This window comes from Jejubacter calystegiae (assembly GCF_005671395.1).
Taxonomy (GTDB): domain Bacteria; phylum Pseudomonadota; class Gammaproteobacteria; order Enterobacterales; family Enterobacteriaceae; genus Jejubacter; species Jejubacter calystegiae.
Genome location: NZ_CP040428.1, coordinates 1,065,354 through 1,083,161 on the forward strand (window position 1 = coordinate 1,065,354; position 17,808 = coordinate 1,083,161).

General features: G+C 58.2%; 17 protein-coding genes. 15 read left to right on the forward strand and 2 right to left on the reverse strand.

The genetic code is table 11. The features are described 5' to 3' along the window. The first annotated feature begins 141 nt into the window (after positions 1–141). From flgB to fhuE, 12 genes are all read left to right on the forward strand, one after another. Positions 142–558, forward strand: a complete 417-nt coding sequence (gene flgB, locus FEM41_RS04955) for a flagellar basal body rod protein FlgB (protein ID WP_138094936.1) — start codon at positions 142–144, stop codon at positions 556–558. 8 nt (positions 559–566) lie between these two features. Further along, positions 567–971, forward strand: coding sequence for a flagellar basal body rod protein FlgC (gene flgC / locus FEM41_RS04960; RefSeq protein ID WP_138094937.1), 405 nt, complete (start codon positions 567–569; stop codon positions 969–971). A gap of 11 nt (positions 972–982) precedes the next feature. Beyond that, positions 983–1,705: a flagellar hook assembly protein FlgD gene (locus FEM41_RS04965; RefSeq protein ID WP_138094938.1), complete on the forward strand. Its 723-nt coding sequence runs from the start codon at positions 983–985 to the stop codon at positions 1,703–1,705. Positions 1,706–1,747: 42 nt separating this feature from the next. Beyond that, positions 1,748–2,974 carry a flagellar hook protein FlgE gene (flgE, locus tag FEM41_RS04970; protein ID WP_138094939.1) on the forward strand — a complete coding sequence of 409 codons (1,227 nt, stop codon included), beginning with the start codon at positions 1,748–1,750 and terminating at the stop codon, positions 2,972–2,974. Positions 2,975–2,986: 12 nt separating this feature from the next. Then, positions 2,987–3,742 carry a flagellar basal body rod protein FlgF gene (locus FEM41_RS04975; RefSeq protein WP_138094940.1) on the forward strand — a complete coding sequence of 252 codons (756 nt, stop codon included), beginning with the start codon at positions 2,987–2,989 and terminating at the stop codon, positions 3,740–3,742. 23 nt (positions 3,743–3,765) lie between these two features. Further along, positions 3,766–4,548 carry a flagellar basal-body rod protein FlgG gene (flgG, locus tag FEM41_RS04980; protein WP_138094941.1) on the forward strand — a complete coding sequence of 261 codons (783 nt, stop codon included), beginning with the start codon at positions 3,766–3,768 and terminating at the stop codon, positions 4,546–4,548. Between the two features lie 139 nt (positions 4,549–4,687). Then, a complete protein-coding gene (locus FEM41_RS04985; protein ID WP_421805406.1) occupies positions 4,688–5,350 on the forward strand; it encodes a flagellar basal body L-ring protein FlgH in 663 nt (220 codons plus the stop codon). A gap of 67 nt (positions 5,351–5,417) precedes the next feature. Continuing rightward, the gene (locus FEM41_RS04990; RefSeq protein WP_241666616.1) at positions 5,418–6,482 is read left to right on the forward strand and encodes a flagellar basal body P-ring protein FlgI; all 1,065 of its coding nucleotides are present in this window, start codon (positions 5,418–5,420) and stop codon (positions 6,480–6,482) included. After that, positions 6,482–7,429: a flagellar assembly peptidoglycan hydrolase FlgJ gene (gene flgJ / locus FEM41_RS04995; protein WP_138094944.1), complete on the forward strand. Its 948-nt coding sequence runs from the start codon at positions 6,482–6,484 to the stop codon at positions 7,427–7,429. The genes FEM41_RS04990 and flgJ overlap by 1 nt, the downstream gene beginning before the upstream one ends. 100 nt (positions 7,430–7,529) lie before the next feature. Next, positions 7,530–9,176 (forward strand): flagellar hook-associated protein FlgK, encoded by a 1,647-nt coding sequence (gene flgK, locus FEM41_RS05000; protein ID WP_138094945.1) that lies wholly within the window; start codon positions 7,530–7,532, stop codon positions 9,174–9,176. A 30-nt stretch (positions 9,177–9,206) separates the two neighbouring features. Continuing rightward, a complete protein-coding gene (gene flgL / locus FEM41_RS05005; protein WP_138094946.1) occupies positions 9,207–10,133 on the forward strand; it encodes a flagellar hook-associated protein FlgL in 927 nt (308 codons plus the stop codon). Between the two features lie 302 nt (positions 10,134–10,435). Beyond that, complete coding sequence (gene fhuE / locus FEM41_RS05010; RefSeq protein ID WP_138094947.1) at positions 10,436–12,595, forward strand: ferric-rhodotorulic acid/ferric-coprogen receptor FhuE; 2,160 nt, start codon at positions 10,436–10,438, stop codon at positions 12,593–12,595. 17 nt (positions 12,596–12,612) lie between these two features. Here fhuE and FEM41_RS05015 read toward each other — a convergent pair whose 3' ends face one another. Continuing rightward, a complete protein-coding gene (locus FEM41_RS05015) occupies positions 12,613–13,518 on the reverse strand; it encodes a LysR family transcriptional regulator (RefSeq protein ID WP_138094948.1) in 906 nt (301 codons plus the stop codon). A 173-nt stretch (positions 13,519–13,691) separates the two neighbouring features. On the opposite strand from FEM41_RS05015, the gene FEM41_RS05020 reads away from it, so the two are divergent. From FEM41_RS05020 to FEM41_RS05030, 3 genes are all read left to right on the forward strand, one after another. Then, a complete protein-coding gene (locus FEM41_RS05020; RefSeq protein WP_138094949.1) occupies positions 13,692–14,693 on the forward strand; it encodes a zinc-binding alcohol dehydrogenase family protein in 1,002 nt (333 codons plus the stop codon). Between the two features lie 263 nt (positions 14,694–14,956). Further along, positions 14,957–16,006, forward strand: a complete 1,050-nt coding sequence (locus FEM41_RS05025) for an NAD(P)-dependent alcohol dehydrogenase (RefSeq protein WP_138094950.1) — start codon at positions 14,957–14,959, stop codon at positions 16,004–16,006. A gap of 33 nt (positions 16,007–16,039) precedes the next feature. After that, positions 16,040–16,882 (forward strand): SDR family oxidoreductase, encoded by an 843-nt coding sequence (locus FEM41_RS05030; protein WP_138094951.1) that lies wholly within the window; start codon positions 16,040–16,042, stop codon positions 16,880–16,882. 15 nt (positions 16,883–16,897) lie between these two features. Here FEM41_RS05030 and FEM41_RS05035 read toward each other — a convergent pair whose 3' ends face one another. Then, on the reverse strand, positions 16,898–17,791 hold the full coding sequence (locus tag FEM41_RS05035) for a LysR family transcriptional regulator (RefSeq protein WP_138094952.1): 894 nt from the start codon (positions 17,789–17,791) through the stop codon (positions 16,898–16,900). Positions 17,792–17,808: the final 17 nt, after the last annotated feature.

The following is a 17,808-nucleotide window of genomic DNA, read 5'->3' on the forward strand; positions in this document are numbered from 1 at the left end:
TTTCTCAGGACGCCAGTCTATAGAAAAACGCGCCAGGTTAAGGGGACAAATAACCAAAGTTTTTGCCCTTATTCGTCGGATAGCCTTTTCCCTTTCGGTTTTAAAATAGCCACCTCATAAATACCCGGAGTGGGAGGAGAGATGCTCGACAAACTAGACAGTCACCTGAATTTCCAGAAGGAAGCGCTGCATTTACTGTCCCGGCGTCAGGAAGTGCTGGCGGCCAATATCGCCAACAGCGATACCCCGGGCTATCAGGCTCGCGATATCGATTTTGCCGCGGAACTGAAAAATGCCGTGGAACAGGGTCGAACGTCCGGCAAGGGCGCGCTATCGCTCAATCTCACGTCCAGGAGCCATATTCCAGCCACCGGGCCGGACAGCCTGGATACCCAACTGCTCTATCGCGTTCCGGATCAGCCGAGCGCCGATGGCAATACCGTCGATATGGACAGAGAAAGGGTGAACTTCGCGGATAACAGCGTGAAATACCAGACCAGCCTGACCATGTTGAACTCGCGTATTAAAGGCATGATGACCGTCATGAACCAGGGATAATTTTAGCCATGTCCATTTTCAGCATTTTTGATATTTCAGGTTCGGCCCTGACGGCGCAGTCCCAGCGTCTTAACGTTAGCGCCAGCAATATGGCCAATGCGGATAGCGCCACAGGCCCCGACGGACAGCCCTGGCGTGCCCGCCAGGTTGTTTTCCAGGTCAACGGCGCGCCGGGTCAGGATGTCGGCGGCGTAAAAGTGGCCTCGGTCGTGGAAAGCAACGCACCGGACCGTATGGTGTATGACCCGGGCAATCCGCTGGCGGACGGCAGCGGCTATGTCCGTATGCCTAACGTGGATGTGGTGGGTGAAATGGTCAATACCATCTCTGCCTCGCGCAGCTATCAGGCGAACGTGGAGGTGATGAATACCGCCAAGTCGCTGATGTTAAAGACTCTGAGCCTCGGCCAGTAAGGAAACGATAAATGGCGATATCTCCTCTGATGTCCTCCGCCACCAGTAACCAGAGTACGGCTAAAGCCACCAGCAGTACCTCTGATACCAGCACGGCGACGGCAACCAGCAACAATACGCTGGGTAACTCCGCCGATGAGCTGCTGAACAACTTTATGACGCTGCTGATCACCCAGATGCAGAACCAGGATCCCACCAACCCGATGGACAATAACCAGCTCACCGCACAGCTGGCGCAGTTCCAGACCGCGGCTGGGGTTCAACAGCTGAACTCCAGCGTTGAAACGGTGGGCATGATGATGACCAGTATGCAGCAGATGGGCGTCTCCGACTGGGTGGGACGTACCGTAATGATCGAAGGCGATCCGACCGTTTCCACCAGCGAGGATGGCAACAAAGTGTTTGGCCTGTCGCTGGGTAGCGACGCCGAAACCGTGACGGTCACGCTGACCGACAGCGCGGGCAACGTCTTCACCGGGGAACTGAAGGACGTGAAGGGCGGGGTTCACAAATTCACGCTCGACGATCTGGAAAACGTTCAGCCAGGCCCCCCTACCGCCGACAAGGAATTCAAGGTGTCCTTCAGCGCCAAAAACGCCGATGGCGATGCCCCGAATGTTGTGGCACTGAAAGCCGCGAAGGTGGAAGCCGTCGCCTTTGGTCCGAACGGCGCAATATTACAGCTGGGCATGGATGGCACGGCCACCCTCGGCAAGGTTTACATGGTCGAATAACCCATTTTTGGATTTAACGCTTTTTATTACAGGAAACATTAAATGAGTTTTTCACAAGGACTTAGCGGCCTGAATGCCGCCTCCCAGGCGCTGGACGTGGTGGGTAACAACATTGCTAACTCCCAGACGGTGGGCTTTAAATCCGGCTCGATCGCCTTTGCCGACGTTTTCGCCGGTTCCCAGATCGGGATGGGTGTCACCGTTGCAGGCGTGAATCAAAACTTCACGGACGGCGTACTGGGTGCAGGCGCCAGCAGCCTGGATATGGGGATTTCCGGCAACGGCTTCTTCCGTATGACCGACTCCGCAGGCCGGACCTTCTACAGCCGTAACGGCCAGTTCAAATCCGATGAGAACGGCTTCGTGATCAATAACCAGGGCATGTTCCTGAACGGTTATCAGGCCACCGGCACGCCGCCGACCATTGAAGCAGGCGCCCCCGTGGGTCCGATTCAGATCCCAACCGGGCAGATGCCGGCCAGCGCGTCGACCGGCGGCACCATGAAGGGCAACCTGAACTCCGATGAAACAGCCATCAATACCGCGGAATTCCCGTTCGATCCGGCCGAGAGCAAATCCTACAACAATGTAACTCAGGTCGATGCCTACGACAGCCTCGGCAACAAGCACACCATTAACGTCTACTTTGTCAAAACCGGTGACAACACCTGGAAGGCTTACAGCAGCGATACCACCGCTCCGTTACGCGACGCCGATGGCAACCCGGTCTATCAGGAGCTGGAGCTAAACTTTGACTCTTCAGGCCAGCTGACCACCAACCCGCCGCAGCTCAACGTGCAGAGCTCCGGATATAACGGCGCCGATCCGCTGGACTTCGCGCTGGATATGGACGGCATGATTCAGCAGGGGGCCGAGACCTCGATGAACAGCCCCAGCACCAATGGCTTCCCGCCGGGACTGATGAACGGCTATTCCGTCAGCGACAACGGTCAGATCATCGCCTCTTATTCCAACGGCCAGAAGCAGCTGCTGGGCCAGGTGGTACTGGCAAACTTCACCAACCCCGGCGGCCTGAGCTCTGAGGGGAACAACTGCTGGTCTGAGACCCCACAGTCCGGCCAGCCGACCATTGGTGTTTCCGGTACCGGTAACCTTGGCAACCTGTACGGCGGCAAGCTGGAAGCGTCGAACGTCGATCTGGGCCAGGAGATGGTCAACATGATCGTTTATCAGCGTAACTACCAGTCTAACGCCCAGACCATCAAGACCCAGTCTGAAGTGCTACAGACCCTGGTCAACCTGCGTTAAAGGTAATCCGCTATGGATCGCGCTATTTATACCGCATTAGGCGCCGCGTCAGCGGCGCTGGATCGCCAGGCTGTCACCTCCAACAACCTGGCCAACGCCTCCACGCCGGGCTTTCGCGCCCAGCTGGCGGCGTATCGCGCCGTCCCCATTAACGGCCCCAGTATCCAGACCCGTGCCCTGGTCACGGCATCCACCCCTTATCACGACACCACCATGGGCACCGTCAGCCAGACCGGGCGCAACCTGGATGTGGCCCTGCCCCAGGACGGCTGGCTGGCGGTTCAGCTACCCAACGGCGGCGAAGGCTACACCCGTAACGGCAATATCGAAGTCGATGCCGAAGGCCAGCTCCGGGTACGCGGTTATCCGCTGATGGGCGACGGCGGTCCGATCGCCGTGCCGCCTCAGGCAGAAATCACCATTGCGCCGGACGGCACCATCTCGGCGCTGGGCGCCGGTGACGAAGCGACAGCCGTCGCCCAGGTCGGACGCCTGAAGATGGTGAACGCCGAAATGTCCGAACTGAACCACGGCGACGACGGCCTGTTCCACGTTAACGCAGGTGCTGCGGCGCAGCGTGGCGCGGTACTGCCGCAGGATCCGGAACTGGTGTTGATCCCCGGCGCCATTGAGGGCAGCAACGTCAGTCCGGTGAAATCGATGGTGGACATGATTAGCAACGCGCGCAGCTTCGATATGCAGATGAAAACCATCTCCAATCTCGATGACAACGCCAAACGCGCCAACCAATTACTGAGCCTTGGCTAACGCCGGGCACAAGGAGTAGCACAATGATCCGCTCTTTATGGATTGCCAAAACCGGCCTCGAAGCCCAGCAGACAAATATGGATGTGATCTCCAACAACCTGGCGAACGTTAGCACCAACGGCTTTAAACGCCAGCGCGCCGTGTTTGAAGATCTGCTGTATCAGACCATGCGTCAGCCGGGGGCTCAGTCATCCGAGCAGACCACCATTCCGTCTGGCCTGCAGTTGGGTACCGGCGTGCGGCCGGTCGCCACCGAGCGCATTCACAGCCAGGGCAGCCTGACCCAGACCAATAACAGTAAGGATGTGGCCATCGACGGTCAGGGCTTTATTCAGGTACTGATGCCCGATGGCACCACCGCCTACACCCGCGATGGCTCTTTCCAAATCGATCAGAACGGCCAGTTGGTGACCTCCAGCGGCTACCAGATCCAGCCAGCGATTACCGTACCTCAGGACGCCCAGACCATCACCATTGGTAAGGACGGGATCGTCAGCGTCACCATCGCAGGCCAGACCAGTCCGCAGCAGGTGGGGCAGCTGACTCTGGCAACCTTTATCAACGACTCCGGTCTGGAAAGACTGGGCGAGAACCTGTACCGCGAAACTCAGGCCTCTGGCGCACCAAACGAAAATACCCCGGGGCTGAACGGCGCCGGTTCTCTGATTCAGGGCTACGTGGAAACCTCGAACGTGAACGTGGCGGAAGAACTGGTCAATATGATCCAGACCCAGCGTGCCTATGAAATCAACAGTAAAGCCGTATCAACGTCTGACCAGATGCTCCAGCGTCTGAGCCAGCTTTAATACCGCTTAGCCATACCGTGCTCCGCCTGAAGGCGGAGCCGTAACCGCAGTGACCAAAGACATGACCTTATCCTGTACTCAAATGTCCGCCAGTGGCGGCCGCTCTACCCTCCGTAAACGGTCCGGTGCCTTTGCTGCTCTGGGCCTGAGCCTGTTGCTCAACGGCTGCGCCTATCTCCCGCACAAGCCGCTGGTTGATGGCCCGACCACAGCACAGCCGGTGCCGGTGGCGTCCAGCGCTGCCAGCGGTTCCATTTTTCAGTCTGGACAGGCCATGAATTACGGCTATCAGCCGATGTTCGAAGACCGTCGCCCGCGCAACATCGGCGACACCCTGACCATTGTGTTGCAGGAAAACGTCAGCGCCAGCAAGAGCTCTTCGGCCAACGCGTCGCGCGATGGCTCCGCAGGCCTGTCGTTTGAAGCCATGCCGCGCTTTATGAACGGCCTGTTCGCAGGCGATCGCGCCAATACCGCCATCACCGGCAATAACGACTTTACCGGTCGCGGCGGCGCGGCGGCGCAGAACACCTTTAGCGGCACCATTACTGTGACGGTTCACCAGGTTCTGGCTAACGGTAACCTGCATGTGGTGGGTGAAAAACAGATAGCCATTAACCAGGGCACGGAGTTTATCCGCTTCTCCGGCGTAGTGAACCCGCGCACCATTAGCGGCAGCAACACCGTGATCTCCACCCAGGTGGCAGACGCCCGCATCGAGTATGTCGGTAATGGCTATATTAACGAAGCGCAGCAAATGGGCTGGCTCCAGCGCTTCTTCCTGAATCTTTCTCCGTTTTGAGTAGGTGATAATGAAGAATTCAGTTTTTGCCTGGTGCCTTTGCCTGCTGTCTGTCGGTGTAAGCCTGATGGCGGCCCCCTCTGCCATGGCCGAGCGCATCCGGGATTTAACCACCGTTCAGGGCGTGCGCAGTAATGCCCTGATCGGCTACGGTCTGGTGGTGGGTCTTGACGGTACCGGCGACCAGACCATGCAGACCCCGTTTACCACCCAGAGCCTGAACAACATGCTCTCTCAACTGGGGATTACCGTTCCGGCGGGTACCAATATGCAGCTGAAAAACGTGGCCGCCGTGATGGTGACCGCACAGCTTCCCCCGTTTGCCCGCGCCGGGCAGAAAGTGGATGTGGTGGTCTCTTCACTGGGTAACGCCAAGAGCCTGCGCGGCGGCACCCTGCTGATGACGCCGCTGAAAGGCGTGGATAACCAGGTCTACGCCCTGGCTCAGGGTAACCTGCTGATTTCCGGCGCCGGTGCCCAGGGTGGCGGTAGCAGCGTTCAGGTCAACCACCTGAACAGCGGACGTATCACCCACGGCGCCATCATTGAACGCGAAGTACCGGCGGATTTCGCCAACGGCAACACGCTGAATCTGCAACTGAATGAAGAAGACTTCACCGTAGCGCAGCAGATTAGCGACGAGATTAACCGCCGCTTCGGCGGCGGCACCGCGCTGCCGGAAGATGGCCGCACGGTGCGGGTCTACGTACCGCGCGACGGCGCCGGTAAGGTGCGCTTCCTGGCCGATATGCAGAATATCCCCATCCGGGTGGGCGTATCGGACGCCAAAGTGATCCTTAATTCGCGTACCGGTACCGTGGTGATGAACCGCAACGTGGTACTGGATTCCTGCGCCATCGCTCAGGGCGATCTGACCGTGGAAGTCAACCGCTCTCTGGAAGTTAATCAGCCGGATACGCCGTTTGCCGGTGGCCAGACCACGGTCACGCCGAACACCCAGATTTCGTTGCGCGAACAGGGCGGCTCGCTACAACAGGTCAATGCCAGCGCTAATCTGAACAGCGTGGTACGGGCGCTGAACAACCTGGGGGCCACCCCGAACGATCTGATGGCGATTCTGCAGGCGATGCAAAACGCAGGCTGTCTGCGTGCGAAACTGGAGATTAACTAATGAAAGGGACGGCAGCATTCGATATCCAGTCGCTCGCCGCACTGAAGAAGGAGGCGAACACCTCCCCCAACGGTGCGTTAAGGAAAGCGGCGCAGCAAATGGAAGGGCTGTTCGTACAGATGATGCTAAAAAGCATGCGCGACGCCACCCCGGAAGGCGGGCTACTCGACAGCAGCCAGTCGCGGATGTTTACCGCGATGTACGACCAGCAGATCTCCCAGGATATCGCCGCCCGGGGCCTGGGGCTGGCGGATGTGATGGTTAAGCAGTTCGGCGGCGAGCCGGAAACCACTACGGTACACAGCGCCTCTCACGAGGTACCGCTGGCCCTGAGCCAGGAGGCGCGCAACAACATGCCGCTTCAGGCTCTGAACCAGGCCGTACGACGGGCGGTTCCTTCGCTGGAATCTGCGCCGCTGCCTGCCCAGCCCACCGGCCCGGTGCTGAGCAACGCCAACTTTATTTCACGCCTGTCCGCACCGGCCCAGCAGGTCGCGCGCGAAAGCGGCATTCCGGCGCAGCTGATTATGGCTCAGGCGGCGCTGGAATCCGGCTGGGGTCAGCGCGAAATCCCGACTCAGGACGGCAAACCGAGCCACAACCTGTTCGGCATTAAGGCGACCGGCGGCTGGAAGGGACGCACCACCGAAGTCACCACCACCGAATATGTGGACGGTATCGCACAGAAGGTGAAGGCGAAATTCCGGGTTTACGACTCTTATGCCCACGCGCTTTCCGACTATGCTTCGCTGCTGACCCGCAACCCGCGCTATCAGAAAGTAGTTGGCGCGCAAACTCCCGAGCATGGCGCCAAAGCGCTTCAGGCGGCGGGCTACGCGACCGACCCCAGATATGCGCAGAAGCTGATTTCCATTATTCAAAACGTGAAAGGCAATCTGAACCAGGCGGTAAAAGCGTACCAGACCGATCTGAGTTCAATTTTCTAAAAATGACAGAGAAGTTTTGCCCTGTTATGCCGATAACGCTAGCAGGGACTTCACTCTGCCAGCGCCCCGCGACTGGCCGGAAAGATAAAACGGGAACACTATGTCCAATCTCATGTATCTGGCCCGCAGTGGGCTAAGCTCAGCCCAATCGGCCCTTAACGTCGTGGGTAACAACATGAACAATGCCTTCACCGAAGGCTACAGCCGACAAAGCATCGTTCTGGGACAGGCCGGCGGTAAAAGCACCAACTACGGCTTTTTCGGCTATGGCGTGCAGGTAGACGACGTCCAGCGCGCCTACGACGGTTTTATTAATAATCAGCTGCGCGGCGCCACCACCAATTTTATGTCGCTGTACAGCCGCAATACCCAGCTCACCCAGATCGACAATATGCTGGGCGACGACAGCTCTAATGTCTCCGCTTCGCTGAACAATATTTTCACCGCCATGGAGGGAATTTCGAAGGATCCGGTGGGGGCTGCCGAACGTCAGGAAACGCTGTCGAATATGCAGTCCATCAGCTACCAGTACCAGAGCTACAGCAACACGCTGAACGGACTGGAAAAGAGCACCAACACGCTGATCGAACAGTCGGTAAAGGACATTAATACCGCCACCGAGCAGCTGGCGAATATCAATAAAGAGATATCCAAGATCCAGGCACAGACCGGCGGCGTACCGGCGGATCTGCTGGATCAGCGCGATCTGCTGCTGAACCAGCTGAGCCAGCAGGTCGATATCCGGGTGGAAGAGAACACCACCACCGGCATCGTTTCGGTTTCGATGGCTAACGGCCTGCCGCTGGTTAACGGCGATCGCTCCTACAAGCTGGAAACCAGCGCCTCGCCGGAAAATCCGGCGCAGACCATCGTCTCTTACGTTGACGCTTCCGGTAATAGCATCCGTCTGGACGAAAGCAAAATCACCAACGGCAACCTCGGCGGCCTGTTCAAGTTCCGCAACGAAGACCTGGTACAGGCGCGCAACGACCTGAACATGATGGCGTTACAGATGGCCAATCGCTTCAATGAAGTGAACCGCGATGGCTACGATCTGAACGGTAATCGCGGCGAGGATCTCTTCAGCTTTAAAGATCCGGTGGCGCAGGCCAACCGCAACAACGCCGGTGACGCCAGCTTTGACATTAGCTGGACCAACATCAGCGAAGTACAGGCCCAGGAATACACCCTCACCTTTAAAGGCCCGGGTCAGGACGACTGGGAAGTAGTACGCGCTGACGGCAGCAAGGTCACGCCAACCATTGGCGACAACGGCGAGCTGGAGTTCGACGGTATCTCCATGATGCCGAACGGTACGCCTCAGCCGGGCGATAGCTTCCGCATGAACCCGGTGGAAAACGCGGCCGGTAGCCTGAAGGTCGCCATCACCAGCGGCGATCAGATTGCCGCTTCCAGCTCTGACGATCCCACCAACGAAAGTAACAACGAAAATATTAAAGCGCTGATCGCCATTCGCGATGAGCGTCTGATCGGTAACGCGACCCTGACGGAAGCCTACGCCAGCCTGGTGAGCAACGTCGGTTCTTCCATGAGTTCGCTGAAAAGCAACCTGCAAACCAGCGCTAAAGTGGTCACGGCAGTACAGACCCAGCAACAGTCCGTAGCCGGCGTGGACATCTATGAAGAGTATGTGAACCTGCAGATGTTCCAGCAGTATTACCAGGCCAACGCCCAGGTGCTGCAAACCGCAGTGAGCATTTTCGACACTATTCTGAGCATTCGATAACGGCTGCCGTGACAAGGAGAGACCAGGACTATGCGTCTAAGCACTAATTTTATGTACCAGAAAAATATCGAAAGCCTGTCGAATGCGATGGTTAAAGGCAACGATATCTACACGCGTCTGGCGGCGGGCAAAATGCTGCTCAATCCGTCTGACGATCCCTCCGCTGCTTCCCAAGCCGTGACGCTGCAGAACAGCCTGTCCCGCGCCGATCAGTTTACCACCGCGCGTACCTACGCCCAGGACAAGCTGGGTCAGGAGAATAACGCGCTGACGGCGATCTCTAATCTGATGACCAATAATCTGGCGGAAAAGATTGTGGCAGGCGGTAACGGCTCTTACTCCGACGCCGACCGCGAAGCTCTGGCGACCGAACTGCAGGGCATTCGCGATAACATAATGGATATTGGCAATAGCAAAGACAGCAATGGCCGCTATATCTTCTCTGGCTATAAGACCAACACCCAGCCGTTTGATAAAGAGACCGGCGCCTATTCCGGCGGCGATACTCCCATGTCTCAGGTCGTGGCCGACAGTACCGAAATGCAAGTGGGCCATACCGGTAGCGACGTCTTTATGAGCGGCACCGACGACGATATCATCGTCCAGTTGGATCGCGCTATTGCAGCGCTGAAGCAGCCAGTGGAATCTGATGAGGATCGCGAAGCGCTGCAAAAAACCCTGGACGAGGTGAACGTCTCTATTAAGAAAGGCGTGGACAACCTGGGCCGTATCCAGGCGGAAGTGGGTACCAGCCTGCAACAGCTGGAAGCCCTGGGCTTTAGCGCCGATACCCAGCGGGTCAACCTGGAAACCCGCCTGCAGGATACCGTGGGTTCTGACCCCAACTCGATGGTCACCATGGTGGCGGCATCGAAGATGTCGGAGTTCTCACTGAGCGCCTCGATGATGGTGTTCCAGTCCATGCAGAGCATGTCGCTGTTTAATATGGTGCGTTAAGCACACGGGGCCGCCAGTTCCGGCGGCCTTTTTTATTCGATAACCCGCCGTTTATCATTATCTCATCCCCCTACTGCCACCGGGCATTTTATCGTAGAGGGCACGGCGCAACAGGGATTAGCGCTTGTTTACGCCGAAATACCACGACATATTTACACACAACCTCTAATGCGTATACTTCTCACTTGTATTCACATAATTATTCATTGTCTCTTTTTTTCGGCTTACCGATCTCACGCCAGCGAGACCAGAGACTTCGTGTGGGCCTGATAGCATCCATAACAATAAGGATTCCAGTCACAATGCCTTCCCCATTCAGAGCAGCATCCACCCCCTCGCTGTTGGCCGTCAGTATTGGCCTGGCGCTACTCTCTCCGACCTTCGCGGCCCAGGCCGAACCCGAAGAGACGATGGTCGTCGACAGCAGTGCAACACCGAACGTGGCAGACGATAAGCAGGACTACAGCGTCAAGACCACCACGGCGGGCACTAAAATGCTGATGATCCAGCGCGATATTCCGCAGTCGGTCAGTATTATCAGCAAACAGCGTATGCAGGATCAGCAACTGAATTCGCTGGGGGATGTCCTGAGCAACACCACCGGTATTACCACCAACATGTCGGATTCGGAGCGTAGCCTCTATTATTCTCGCGGCTTTCTGATTGATAACTACATGGTGGACGGGATCCCCACCTTCTTTGAATCGCGCTGGAATCTGGGAGATGCGCTGTCCGATACCGCGCTGTTCGAACGCGTGGAGGTAGTGCGTGGCGCCACGGGGCTGATGACCGGCACCGGCAACCCTTCGGCGGCCATCAATATGGTGCGTAAACATGCCGACAGCCGCACGCCGACCGGCGATATCTCTGTGGAGTATGGAAGCTGGAACAAGCAGCGCTATGTGGCTGACCTTTCCACGCCGCTGACCAGCGACGGGCGCATCCGCGGTCGGATGGTGGCGGGCTATCAGCATAACGATAGCTGGCTGGATCGCTACACAAGTGAGAAGAAGTTCTTCTACGGCGTGCTGGATGCCGACCTGACCGACGCCACCCGCTTTTCTGTGGGCTATGAATACCAGCAGATCGATGTCGATAGCCCAACCTGGGGCGGCCTGCCGCGCTGGTATACCGATGGGGGCTCCACCCATTTCGACCGCAGCCGCAGCACCGCGCCGGACTGGGCCTATAACGACAAAACCTTCAAGAAAGTCTTCGCTACCCTAAACCACCGCTTCGATAACAACTGGGAAGTGACCCTGAACGGCACCCACAGCGAAACGGAACTCGACAGCCGCCAGATGTACCTGGACGCGCTGGTCGATCGCAGCACTGGCAATCTGGTCAGCCCTTATGGTCCCTCTTACCCCGTAGTGGGCGGAACCGGTTACAACACCGGAAAACGTAAAGTCGATGCGCTCGATCTGTTCGCCAGCGGCAATTATGAGCTGTTTGGCCGTCAGCATCAGTTGATGGTCGGCACCAGCTACAGCAAGCAGAATAACCGTTACCTGAACGCCTGGGCCAATGTCTCCGCCGAAGAGGTGGGCAACGTCTGGAACGGCACCGCGCACTTCCCGGAAACCGACTGGGGCCCGATGGACGTGGCGCAGGATGACACCATCCACATTAAATCGGCCTATACATCGACCCGTATCTCGCTGGCGGACCCGCTGTACCTGATTCTGGGCGCCCGCTACACCAAATGGAGCATCGACGGGCTGACCCAGCATATGGAGCAGAACCGCACCACGCCTTACGCCGGGCTGGTGTATGACATCAACGATAACTGGTCGACCTACGCCAGCTATACCTCCATCTTCCAGCCCCAGAGCTACCGGGATATTAACGGCAAGTATCTGTCGCCCACCACCGGTGAAAACTACGAGCTGGGCGTGAAGTCCGACTGGATGAACAGCCGTCTGACCACCTCGCTGGCGGTGTTCCGTATCGAGCAGGATAACGTGGCCCAGACCACCAACCAGATTATCCCCGGCACCACCGAAACCGCATACCGGAGCGTAAACGGTACCGTCAGTAAAGGGGTTGAGCTGGAAGTGAACGGCGCGCTGACCGACAACTGGCAGATGACTTTTGGCGCCACCCGCTATCTGGCCGAGGATGGCGACGATAAGGCGATCAATCCAGAGCTGCCGCGCACCTCGCTGAAGCTGTTCACCAGCTACCGCCTGCCTGCGCTTCAGGCCCTGACCGTTGGCGGCGGCGTGAACTGGCAGAATGGCACGTATCAGGATGTCGCCACCCCGGACGGCACCTGGCGCGCGAAGCAGGGCAGCTATGCGCTGGTCGATCTGTTCGCCCGCTATCAGGTGAATAAAAACCTGTCGCTACAGGCTAATCTGAATAACCTGTTCGATGAGGCCTACGACACCAGCGTCAGCCGCTCCGTGGTTTACGGCGCGCCGCGCAACTTCAGCGTTACCGCCAACTACCGGTTCTGATGATGTCCCGGGTGGCGCTACCGCCGCCCGGTCATTTCGCTTAGCGCCTGCTGCAACTGGCGGTAAAGCCCGCGAATGGCCGGAGAAAACTGACGCCGGTGGGGGCAGATAAAGTTCAGGGGCGCCGCCTGGCCCGGAATCTGCGGCAGCAATATCTCCAGCCTGCCGGCGGCGATATCCGGATAGAGATCGATCCACGATTTATAGACAATCCCCATACCTGCCACCGCCCAGCGCCGGGCCACATCGGCGTCGTCGCTAATCAGTCTGCCGTGAATTTTTAACTCCCTCGGCCCCTCTTCGGTATCAAACGGCCAGCGATCCCACGCATGACCGTTGATGGTAAACAGAATGCAGTGGTGACTGGCCAGAGCGTCCAGACTTTCCGGCCTGCCGTAACGCGCCAGATAGTCCGGCGAAGCCGCCAGCACCCGACGATTATCTTGCGCCAGCGGCAGAGCCACATAGCTGCTGTCATCCAGCACGCCATAGCGGATTGCCACATCCACCGGATCGCGAAACACATCGCTTATCCTGTCGGAAAGCGCCAGCCGCAGCGTGAGCTTAGGGTGCTGTTCACAAAACGCGGTAATCGCCGCCAGCAGCACATTGCGGCCGGTATCGGAAGGGACGGAGATTTTCAATTCGCCGCTGAAGGCTTCATCGCCGCTGTGCAAACTTTCCGCGCCCGCCTGGACGACCTCCAGCATCTCCAGCGCATAGGGCAGATACCTTTCCCCTTCCGCCGTCAGCCTCAGGCTGCGGGTGGAACGGGCGAACAGCCGCTTATCCAGTTCCCGCTCCAGGCGCTGCACCGCCGCGCTCACCTGGCCAGGCAGCAGATTGGCTTCGCGCGCCGCGTTGGAAAAACTGCCCAGCGCGGCGGAGCGAACAAACAGCCTGATATCTTCCAGACGAATCATCCGGTACCCCCAATACTTAGAAGCGACGGCTAACACTGTAAATGATTTTCACTGCAAGAGTGAAAGTCCTGCTCTTTATCTGCCGTTTTTCGCTGATAGCGCGGCGGCTACCCTGTTTTTTAGCAACGCGGCACCGTGGGCGCCGTTTATTCACCACTTTATAAGGAAGCGTTATGAAAGCCATTGTCTACAGCCAGAACGGTTTACCCATTACCGACCCCCAGTCGCTGTATGAAACCGAGCTGCCCAAACCGCAGCCCGGCGCCCACGATCTGCTGGTTAAAATCCGCGCCATCTCCGTTAACCCGGTGGATACCAAAGTCCGCAACGGCGCGCCGACCGATACGCCGCGCATTCTGGGTTGGGATGCCGTTGGCGAAGTGGAAGCCGTGGGTGAAAGCGTGACGCTGTTTCAACCCGGCGATGAAGTGTTTTACGCAGGCTCTATTGTGCGGCCCGGCGCCTATGCCGAATATGGCCTGGTGGATGAACGTATCGCGGGACATAAGCCGCGCTCCCTGGGCGATGCCGATGCCGCGGCGCTGCCGTTAACCTCCCTCACCGCCTGGGAACTGCTATTTGACCGCCTGCAGGTGGGCGAAAAAGAAGATGCGGCGCTGCTGATTGTCGGTGCGGGCGGCGGTGTGGGCTCTATCATGACCCAACTGGCGCGCCAGCTTACGTCGCTGACCGTGATCGGTACCGCCTCGCGGCCGGAAACCGCCGAATGGGTGAAATCCCTGGGCGCTCATCATGTTATCGATCACAGCCGTCCGTTGGCCGAAGAGCTGAAAAAAATCGGCATCGACCAGGTACGTTACGTGGCCAGCCTGACCCATACCGATAAGCACTTCCCTCAGATTGTAGAAGCGCTGGCGCCCCAGGGGCGGATGGGGGTCATCGACGATCCGGAAGTGCTTGATGTGATGCCGCTGAAACGCAAGGCCGTTTCACTGCACTGGGAGCTGATGTTTACCCGCGCTATCTTTCAGACCGAGGATATGCAACGTCAGCATGAAATTCTGGAAAACGTCAGCCGCCTGATTGATAACGGCACCCTGCGTTCCACCCTGGGTGACCACTACGGCCAAATCAACGCGCAGAACCTGCGCAAGGCCCACGCGTTAATCGAAAGCGGTAAAGCGCGCGGGAAGATTGTGCTGGCAGGGTTTTAACCTCTTTTGCTATTCAAGCGCTACCGCCTTAACCCTCTGCCTGGCAAAGATGTCATACGCCAGGCTCTGGCGTTACGACTCTTGCGGGTTACTCATTAATGCATCGGATTCATAACAGCATATCGTTATCGTCTGTAGTGGCTCGTCTGTCCATGGTCTATAGTGATTGTCGCCGTGGCCGGAAAAACAAACCTCTCCCCTCACATCCCCCGGCCATCGCCCCTCTAAGCCTCATCCACACCAACAAGCTCAGGAGCGTATTCATGAAAGTTTTAGGTTATGCCGCGCAAAACGCTACCACACCTCTGGCGCCCTGGACCTTCGAGCGCCGCGCAATGCGCCCGGACGACGTCGAGATTGAAATTCTCTACTGCGGCGTATGCCATTCCGACCTGCACCAGGCCCGTGATGACTGGGGATTCAGTCAGTTCCCGCTGGTGCCAGGTCACGAAATTATCGGTCGCATCACGGCCGCCGGCGACAAAGCCAGTAAGTTTAAAGCCGGTGAGCTGATGGGTGTCGGCTGCATGGTGGACTCCTGCCGCGAATGTTCCCCCTGCAGCCACGGCCTGGAGCAGTACTGCGAAGAGGGCAATATCCAGACCTATAACGGCCGGGATCGCTTTGACAGCCAGACGACCTACGGCGGTTATTCGCAGTCCATCACCGTAAGCGAGGATTTTGTCCTGCGCATGCCAGAGGGCATGGATCTGAAAGGCGCCGCGCCACTGCTGTGCGCCGGGATCACCACCTGGTCCCCCCTGCGCCACTGGAAGGTCACCAAAGGCAGCAAGGTCGCCGTGATCGGCCTGGGTGGTCTGGGCCATATGGCGCTGAAACTGGCTCATGCGATGGGCGCCGAGGTAACGCTGTTTACCCGCTCCCCCGGTAAAGAGGCCGATGCCCGCCGTCTTGGCGCGCACCACGTCATCCTCTCCACCCGGCCGGAGCAGATGGAAACCGTAAAGAGCACCTTCGATTTAATTATCGATACCGTGCCTTACGAACACGATATCAATCCCTACATGCCAACCCTGACCCTTGACGGCACGCTGGTGTTCGTTGGCCTGCTGGGCGATGTTACGCCTCCGGTAAGCACCCTTCCCCTGATTCTGGGGCGCCGTACCGTATCGGGTTCCTGCATCGGCGGCATTGCAGAAACTCAGGAGATGCTGGATTTCTGCGGCGAGCACGGCATTACTGCGGACGTGGAAATGATTGATATCCAGAATATTAACCACGCCTTCGAACGTATGGAAAAGAGCGATGTGAAGTACCGCTTTGTTATCGATATGGGCACGCTAAAGGCCTGACCCCGCTACAGCCGCAAATGATGGAGACAAATAATGACGCAACGAACCTGGTTCATTACCGGCGTGAGTAGCGGTTTTGGCCGCGCGCTGACACAGCAGCTGTTACAGAAAGGCGATCGCGTGATCGGTACGGTACGCAGCCACGGCAAAGTAGAGGATCTGCTGGAAAACTGGCCAAAAACATTTAGCGCGCCGCTGCTGGAGATGACGGACAGCGCCGCCGTGCGTCGAACCGTCGATGATGCCTGGCGTCAGCACGGGCGTATCGATGTGGTTATCAGTAATGCCGGTTACGGCCTGTTTGGCGCCGCCGAAGAGCTGAGCGATGATGAGATTCAGCAAATCATTGCGACCAATCTGACGGGCGCCATCCAGCTTATTCGCAGCGCCCTGCCCCATATGCGCCAGCAGGGCGGCGGGCGGATTATTCAGATCTCCTCTTACGGCGGGCAGGTGGCTTTTCCGGGCAACTCGCTGTACCACGCCACCAAGTGGGGTATCGAAGGCTTTGTGGAGTCCGTGGCGCACGAAGTGGCCCCCTTCGACATTGGTATGACGCTGGTAGAACCCGGCGGCGCCCGTACCGAGTTTCGCTACGGCAGCGCCCGCGTGGCTAAACTGATGCCGGAATACGACACCAGCCCCGCCCATGCTTTCCAGAGCATGCTGGATCCCGCCAACGGCCTGGCGCCGGGCTGCCCAGAGCGCATGGCGGCACGCATTATCGAAAGCGTGGACATCAACCCAGCGCCGTTGCGTATGGTGCTGGGCTCCAAAGCCCTGCAAAACACCATCGCCGTGCTGCGCCAGCGCATTACGGATTTTGAAACCCAGCGTAAACAGGCGGCCTCCACCGACATTCCTGACGGCCGGTAACCTTCCCCGGCGCTATCATTCACGATAGCGCAGCGCCTCCACCAGCAGGGAGAATGCCCGGGTATGCTGTCTGCGGCTGGGATAGTAAAGGTAGTAGCCAGGGAATGGCTCACACCAGGACTCCAGCACCCGCACCAGGCTCCCTTCCTTCAGCTCCTGCTCCACGCAGTTTTCCGGCAGATAAATCAGACCTAAGCCCGCCCGGGCGGCGGCGATACGGTGGCGCAAGTCGTTAATGGTCAACTGCCCCTCCACCCTGACCCGCAGCTCTTTACCGTCGGCAGAAAACTCCCACGGCAGCATCCCCCCCAGGGTCGGCAGGCGCATATTCACACAGCGATGGTGCTGAAGATCCGCCGGGATCTGCGGCGGCGCATGGTGGGCAAACCAGTCGGGCGACCCTACCACCGCCATGCGCATCGGCGGGCTGACGGGAACCGCCACCATATCCTTCGCCACCTGTTCGCCCAGCCGGATACCGGCGTCAAAGCGGTGGCTGACAATATCCATCAGCGTATTATCTACGGTGACTTCCACATGAATATCCGGCCACTGGGTCATAAAGCCCTGCAACACCGGCCAGAGCACGGTATCGACGGCGTGCTCACCGGCAGTGATACGAATATTGCCCGCAGGCCGATCACGCAACTCCTTTAACAGACTGAGCTCCAGCTCAATTTCGCTGAAGTGCGGACCAATACGCTCCAGCAACCGTTCACCGGCTTCAGTAGGCGAGACGCTGCGGGTGGTACGGGTCAACAGACGAATGCCCATTCGCTCTTCCAGCGCGCGCATCGAATGGCTGAGCGCCGACTGGGAAAGCCCCAACCTGGCGGCGGCGCGGGTGAAACTGCGCTCTCTGGCCACCACCAGAAAGGCAATCAGGTCGTTAAAATTCTCTTTAAGCAAAAGGGCGCTCCGGTAAG